General features: G+C 41.8%; 5 protein-coding genes. 3 read left to right on the forward strand and 2 right to left on the reverse strand.

The window, feature by feature from the left end; translation table 11 throughout:
• Positions 1-96 precede the first annotated feature (96 nt).
• The 3 genes from KTO63_RS12665 to KTO63_RS12675 all read left to right on the forward strand — a co-directional run bounded on the left by KTO63_RS12665 (position 97) and on the right by KTO63_RS12675 (position 3,578).
• Complete coding sequence (locus KTO63_RS12665; protein ID WP_217791659.1) at positions 97-1,767, forward strand: C45 family autoproteolytic acyltransferase/hydolase; 1,671 nt, start codon at positions 97-99, stop codon at positions 1,765-1,767.
• A 147-nt stretch (positions 1,768-1,914) separates the two neighbouring features.
• A complete protein-coding gene (gene acpS, locus KTO63_RS12670) occupies positions 1,915-2,286 on the forward strand; it encodes a holo-ACP synthase (protein ID WP_217791660.1) in 372 nt (123 codons plus the stop codon).
• Between the two features lie 2 nt (positions 2,287-2,288).
• A complete protein-coding gene (locus KTO63_RS12675; RefSeq protein ID WP_217791661.1) occupies positions 2,289-3,578 on the forward strand; it encodes a phenylacetate--CoA ligase family protein in 1,290 nt (429 codons plus the stop codon).
• 153 nt (positions 3,579-3,731) lie between these two features.
• Here KTO63_RS12675 and KTO63_RS12680 read toward each other — a convergent pair whose 3' ends face one another.
• Entirely contained in the window at positions 3,732-5,108 is a 1,377-nt protein-coding gene (locus KTO63_RS12680) for a LutB/LldF family L-lactate oxidation iron-sulfur protein (protein ID WP_217791662.1), read from the reverse strand.
• Positions 5,109-5,231: 123 nt separating this feature from the next.
• Positions 5,232-6,029: a type III pantothenate kinase gene (locus KTO63_RS12685; RefSeq protein WP_317195764.1), complete on the reverse strand. Its 798-nt coding sequence runs from the start codon at positions 6,027-6,029 to the stop codon at positions 5,232-5,234.
• Between the last annotated feature and the right edge of the window lie 232 nt (positions 6,030-6,261).

Genomic DNA, 6,261 nt, shown 5'->3' on the forward strand with positions numbered 1-6,261 from the left:
TAGCAAATAAATAAAAAATCAAAATTCAAAAGTCAAAAATTTTGATGCAGCATGGTCCTGAGATTTTGACTTTTGAATTTTTACTTTTGATTTCAAATGAAGATAATAAAGAAGATATTCAAGATATTCGCTTACACGCTACTCGTCCTGGTCATTTTGCTACTCGCAGGATTTACTTACCTCGTGATCGTAGCGAAAGAACCGAACCCTAAAATAAGTGACGCAAAGGTAGAGGCACTGCAACGTACAGAAAAAGATGGTTTGTATTACATCGGTAACAACTGGTTTCGTAAAAGCAAAAGTGGATTGTATGAGATGTATGTGGAAGGAGAACCTTTTGAGCGTGGTGTGATCAATGGCAAACTGTCAAAGGAATTAATACAAAGGCAAGAAGATGTTTTTGTGAGCCAGATAAGGAAAATGATTCCCTCTACTTTCTATTTGCATTTTCTCAAATACTTCATCGGTTGGTTCAACCGTGATCTTGCAAAGAATGTAACGGAAGAATACAAAGAAGAAATTTATGGTGAGTCGCTGACGGCTTCAACGGAGTATGATTATATAGGCACGAACTATCAGCGCATTTTGAACTATCACGCGGCACATGACATAGGGCACGCGTTGCAAAGCATGGCACTGGTAGGTTGCACATCGTTTGGAACCTGGGGTGCTGCGTCTGCTGACAGCACCATGATCATAGGAAGAAACTTTGACTTTTACATGGGCGATCAATTTGCAGAAGACAAGATCGTTTCATTTACAAATCCATCTCAGGGCCATAAGTTTATGACGGTGACCTGGGGCGGCTTTATTGGTGCAGTTTCCGGCATGAATGACCAGGGGCTTACTGTAACGATCAATGCAGACAAAACAGCAATACCCGCAGGCTCTGCTACGCCGGTTTCCCTGGTGGCAAGAGAAATTTTGCAGTACGCAAAAAACATTGAGGAAGCATATGCCATTGCATCGAAAAGGAAAATGTTTGTATCGGAAGCCTTCCTTGTTGGCTCCGCTTCGGATAACAAAGCGGTGATCATTGAAAAAACTCCGGAGCAGTTGGCAATGTATGATCCAAAGAAAAACTACATTCTTTGTGCCAATCATTTTCAAAGTGATTTGTTGGGACAAACGAAAGAGAATAAGGAGCAGATGGAGAAAAGCGCATCTGTTTATCGCTACGAAAGATTGACAGAACTGATGCAAAATAATGGCCCCAATACGGTTCAAAAAACCGTCAATATTCTGCGTGATCAAAAGGGCTTGCATGGCGCAAATATTGGAATGGGAAATGAAAAGGCGATCAATCAACTGATTGCACATCACTCCATTGTTTTCGAGCCTCAGAAAAGATTGGTCTGGGTTTCTACTTCGCCCTGGCAGTTGGGACAGTTTGTGTGTTATGATTTGAACAAAGTATTTGCGATGCATGGTATGAAAGAAAATCATGAAATAGTTGATAGCGCATTAACCGTGCCTGCGGATAGTTTTATATCGACCAGCGCATTCAAAGATTTTGTTTTGTACAGAAGTTATAAGCAACGCGTTGCAGATAAAGAAAGTATTAACATCGACAGCCTTACTGCAAGCAATCCCGAATATTATCATACTTATGTAATTGCCGGAGATTATTTGTTCAAACAAAAAAACTTTGCAAAAGCAAAAGAAGAATACACAATCGCATTAACAAAAGTGATTGCAACGAAACAGGAAGAAGAACATATTCGCAGACAGATCGCGAAATGCGAGGAAGAATTGGCACACAGATGACGCAGATTGGAATGATTTTTACTGATTTTTTTTCGTTGAGAATCATTGAAAATCTTGTATTGTGTTTTTAGTTGGGTGAATATTTTTTTAAGATCAGTGAAAATCAGTCTAATCAGTGTCATCTGCGTGCTATCAAAAAATAAAGCCATGATCCACGGCGTAGGCATCGACATAATAGAAGTAGACCGTGTTACTGAAAAGATCAGTAAGGAGAACGGTTTTCGTGAACTGGTGTTCTCGCAGGGAGAGATTACGTATTGCGAAAGCAAGGCGCATAAGTTTGAACACTACGCCGCAAGATTTGCTGCAAAAGAAGCTTTTCTAAAAGCTATTGGCACTGGCTGGTTTGGCAATGTTGCTTTCAATGAGATAGAAGTGGTAAACGATGAGCTGGGTAAGCCAACCATTCAATTGCTCGGCAACACAAAAACTTTTTTAGAGAACAAAAACATTAGCCGCATATCGGTATCCATGTCGCATTTGAAAAGTGTGGCATCTGCGGTAGTAATCATCGAATAAATATGTACTCAACAGAAACAGCTTTCGCATCAACGGAATCTATCGATAAAATGCAGTTGGGAAAATTGCAGGAAATATTGGCCTATGTTAATCAGCACTCTGCTTTTTACAAAGAGTTATTTGCGAAGCATCATATAAATGTGCAAAGGATAGATGCTCTTGAAAAATTGCAGCTGCTTCCTGTAACGGAAAAAGAAGATGTGCAACAACGCAATTGGGCTTTTCTTTGTGTTGATAAATCAAAAATCGTTGAGTATACCGCAACTTCAGGAACACTTGGAAAGCCTGTAACGATCGCACTTACAGAGAACGATTTGGAGAGGCTGGCTTACAATGAATATGCTTCTTTTTTGTGCGCCGATGGTTCCGAAAGTGATGTGTACCAATTAATGCTTACACTCGACAGGCAGTTCATGGCGGGCATGGCATACTATAGCGGCATTCGCAAAATGAATGCAGGCATGATACGCGTAGGCCCCGGTGTGCCTGCAATGCAGTGGGACATTATTCAGCGCTTACAGCCAACAGCATTGGTTGCAGTTCCTTCGTTCATTGTAAGATTGATTGAGTTTGCAAATGAAAATGGCATTGATGTAAATAAGTCATCGGTAAAAAAAGCGATTTGCATTGGCGAGAATTTGCGCAACGGCGATTTCTCTCTAAATACATTGGGCAGAAAAATCACAGACAATTGGAACATTCAACTATACTCCACTTATGCCAGCACCGAAATGCAGACAGCATTCACCGAATGCAAGGCTGGCAAGGGAGGTCACCACAATCCAGAATTGGTGATCATAGAATTGCTGGATGAAAACAATCAACCCGTTGCAGATGGAGAACCAGGTGAGGTAACCATTACGACTTTGGGTGTAGAAGCAATGCCGTTGATCCGCTACAAAACGGGAGATATTTGTCGGTATGAAAAAGCGCCTTGTTCCTGCGGAAGAAATACCTTGCGTTTGTCGCCGGTTATTGGTCGTAAAAAGCAAATGATCAAGTTTAAGGGAACTACTTTGTATCCGCCGGTATTGTTCGATATTCTTGCATCTATCGACGAAATAAAGGATTATGTAACAGAAGTTTCTACCAACGCCATCGGCATGGATGAACTGCTGGTCCACATTTTACCAGCCAATTATTCAGAAGAAAACGATAGAAAGATACGTTCGCTTTTACAAGCCAAGCTGCGCGTCATCCCATCCATCAAATACGCTTCTGCCCAGGAAATCCAGCGCATGCAGTTTGTAGAAGGGGGGAGGAAGATGGTGCGGTTCATCGACAGGCGGTAGTCGGAATTTGAAAATATGGGAATTTGAAAATTTGAAAATTCATTCTGTGCGACTTTGCTCACTATATATTGGCTTTCCAATTGTTACAATTGAATTAACATTATGAAGCCAAATTCATTTCCGGAAAACTGCGCCGTCAGAATTTTCAAATTTTCAAATTTTCAAATTTTGCTTCCACAGCTCGTTGAAAGTTTTTGAGGAAAAGTCCAAATCCGCACGCTCTGTCGTCCAGCCTTTGAAGACTTTATTTACCATCCAGTTTTTCATTTTTTTGTTGCCCATGTTCATCATGCTGCGGTGAAGGCTGGCTTGTTTCCACATTTTCCACGCTACTCTTTCGCCCCATGAGGCATCGCCTTCTTCAACAGACTCATACCTGTTTTCAAGCAGCAATTCGTGAAGATTGATTTTAACGGCACACACTTCCGTGCAGTTGCCGCAAAGAGAAGACGCATAGCTCAAATGTTTCCACTCGTCCATTTCTTTTAAGTGCGGAGTAATAACAGAACCAATCGGCCCGCTGTAAGTGGTTTCGTAGCTATGGCCACCAATGTTTTTATAAACGGGGCAAGCGTTGAGGCAGGCGCCGCAACGAATGCAGTAAAGGCTTTCGCGTGTTTTAGGATTAGCCAGAAGATTGGTGCGGCCGTTGTCAAGCAAGATCACATACATCTCTTCAGGGCCATCCGTTTCGCCTTCCTGGCGCGGACCTGAAACAATTGTATTGTAGGAAGTGACTTTTTGTCCCGTACCAAAAGTTGCCAGCAACGGCCAGAAAAGACCAAGATCCGCCATTGAAGGAATTACTTTTTCTATACCCACAATCACAATATGTGTTTTCGGCCATCCACAGCTTAATCTTCCGTTCCCTTCGTTTTCGGTGATGGCAATGCCGCCAATATCGCTGATGATGAAATTTGCGCCTGTAACACCTATTTCTGCCTGCACATATTTTTCACGAAGTTTTGCCCTCGCCACAAGTGTGAGTTCTTCCGGAGTAAGTTTAGGATCGGTGCCGAGCTTTTCTGCAAAGAGTTTGGCCACATCTTCCTTGCTTTTGTGCATCGCCGGAGTTACAATGTGGTAAGGCGTTTCGCCATCCAATTGTTGTATGTATTCACCAAGATCGGTCTCTACACTTTCAATATTTTTTTCGTGAAGAAATTCATTCAGCTTAATTTCTTCCGTTACCATGCTTTTGCTTTTCACAATTGTCTTGCAATTTTTGGCAAGACATATCTGGTAAATTTCGTCAAGCGCCTGTTGTGTATTTTCTGCCCAAATTACTTTGCCGCCACGTTTGGTCAGGTTTGCCTCAAACTCCTCCAGTTGCTGATCAAGCGTTTCAATGGCGCGCCACTTCACGTTTTTGGCTCGCTCTCTCGCGGTATTTACGTCAGAGAATTGTTGTTTGCCGACAGGCACAACGGAATTATATTTTCCAATATTAAAATTGATCTTTCTTCTGTGATCAAGATCGGCAGCTTTGATGGTACTTTTGGCTATAAACGAGGACGCATGTTCTGACATGGGACAAAAATAATGATGAATGATGAATGATGATCGTCAATGGTGAATCGTCAATCGTGAATGGGAGCCGATAATTATAGATTCCTCACAGAGGACATCCATTCACGATTCACGGTTGACGATTCACGAATTTGCTTCACTCAGGGCATACAGCCCCTTAAACAACAGGTCAGGATCGGCGGTCAGTTGCGTTTTCAAATGAGGAACGAAGTATTGTGCATTACCTCCTGTAAGCACTACATTGAAATTAGTGTATTTTTCGGCATAAGCTTCTGCAATGCCATCTATTTCTTTGGCCATACCCAGCTGCACACCACTCAAAATATTTGTGGTTGTATCATATCCTATCAATGGAAAGTTCCAATTCTCCTTTACCAATGGAAGTTTTGCAGTAAAAGTTTGCAGGCTTTTAAAACGCATATCCATGCCCGGAGAAATGCTTCCGCCAATGAACTCATGGTATTTGTTCACGTAGTTGTAAGTAATGCATGTGCCAAGTGCTATCACAAGATTGTGTTTGCCTGGAAAAAGATTAACCGCTGCAGCCACCAATGCGAGCCTGTCTGCACCAATGGTTTCAGGCTTTGCAACAGGCGTTGTAAAATTTAGTTTTGTAAGATGCGAGAGTTTATGGAAAGAAGTTTTTGCTGCGAGAATTTTTTCTATCGCTTCATCATGATTGATCACGGATGAAAGTATTGTTTTTTGAGGTTGCAGTTTTTCCAGCAACATTGCTATTTCTTCACCGTCTGCTCTTTCAAGATTATTAACCTCTTTCAACTGATCATTTTCGAAAACAGCATATTTCAAACGTGTATTTCCAAAATCAAAACAAATAGTAGTTACCACAGCTAGGTTTTTTGTGCGCCAAAAGTAGGGAAGAATTGGCACGCAGATGACGCTGATTGGACTGATTTTCACAGATTGGCTTTTTAGCCGCAAAGCAAACGAAGGATGCGCAAAGGAAACGAAGGTGCTTTTCGAACGTCAACGACCACGCAAGCTGGCTTCAAAAAACAAAGGGAGTGAAGATATCTTTCTGTCTTCGTTCCCTTTGCGCCGTTGCGGCCAGCTATCTATTTTGCTGGCAACTTCTTTGTGTATTCTAAGACTCATAAACTGCCAAAAAATGTTTTTAGGCGGCTTGTAAATA

Origin of the sequence: Pinibacter aurantiacus (assembly GCF_019130065.1) — a bacterium.
In the GTDB taxonomy this organism is placed as follows: Bacteria; Bacteroidota; Bacteroidia; order Chitinophagales; family Chitinophagaceae; genus Pinibacter; species Pinibacter aurantiacus.